The sequence below is a fragment of the Mycobacterium interjectum genome (assembly GCF_900078675.2).
GTDB classification, from domain to species: domain Bacteria; phylum Actinomycetota; class Actinomycetes; order Mycobacteriales; family Mycobacteriaceae; genus Mycobacterium; species Mycobacterium interjectum.
Genome location: NZ_LT546262.1, coordinates 1 through 963 on the forward strand (window position 1 = coordinate 1; position 963 = coordinate 963).

Annotated in this window: 1 protein-coding gene; it reads right to left on the reverse strand. The window is 71.1% G+C overall.

From position 1 onward, the window contains the following. Positions 1-963, reverse strand: a 963-nt coding sequence (locus BN4348_RS59205) for a CaiB/BaiF CoA transferase family protein (RefSeq protein ID WP_211145838.1), incomplete at both ends; no start/stop codon positions are given.

The window sequence follows — 963 nt, forward strand, 5'->3', positions numbered from 1 at the left end:
GTCCAATCGGAGATCAGCTTGTCGATCTCGTCGGCGCGTTCCCGCCACGCGGCCTCGTGCGGGTCGAGCTCCGGCCGCTCGATGAGCCTCGCCAACGACGCCCGCGCGGCGTCGTCCGTCGCGGCCAGCGCGACCCATTCGTCGTCACCCGGACACGGATACACGCCCTGGGGCGACGCGTCGGGACCCCGGTTTCCCTCCCGGCGCAACTCGACTCCGTTGCGCGAGTACTCCACCAGCATCTCGGCGGCCACGTTCAGCGCCGCCTCGACCATGGTGGATTCGACGTGCATCCCGGCCCCATCCCGGTCGCGGATCGCCAGCGCCGCGATCGCGGCGAATGCGGCGTGCAGCCCCGCGATGGGGTCGCACACCCCGCGCGGAATCACCGGTGGGCCGTCGGCGTGTCCGGTCATCCACGCCATGCCCGTCGCCTGCTCCATCGTCTGCGCGAACCCGACGCGGTCGCGCCACGGGCCGTCGAGCCCGAACGCGGGCATCCGGACCATGACGGCGCGGGGATTGGCCGCCGCGACGGCATCCCAGGTCAATCCGAAGTTGTCCATCACCCGCGGCGAGAAGTTCTCGATGACGAGATCGCTTGCCGCCATAAGCTCCAACGCGATGGCGCGTCCGGCGTCGGTGCTGAGCTCGACGCTGATGCCGCGCTTGTTGTTGTTGCTGCACAAGAACACCGGGCCCCACTCCCACCACTGGTCCCAGTCCGGCGGGCGGCCCGCGGAAAACCTCATACCGTCGGGCCGGCGGACGCCCTCGAGTTTGATCACGTCGGCGCCGAGGGCACCGAGCAACTGGGTGGCGACGGGCCCGGCCCAGAACGCGGTGAGGTCGGTGATCCGTATGTCGCACAACGGAAGCGCGTCGGCGTCGGCCCCGGGTCCATCGGGCCGCCGCGGACGTGCCGGCCAGTGCAGGCGGCCGTTGTCGGCACCGAGTCGCGGC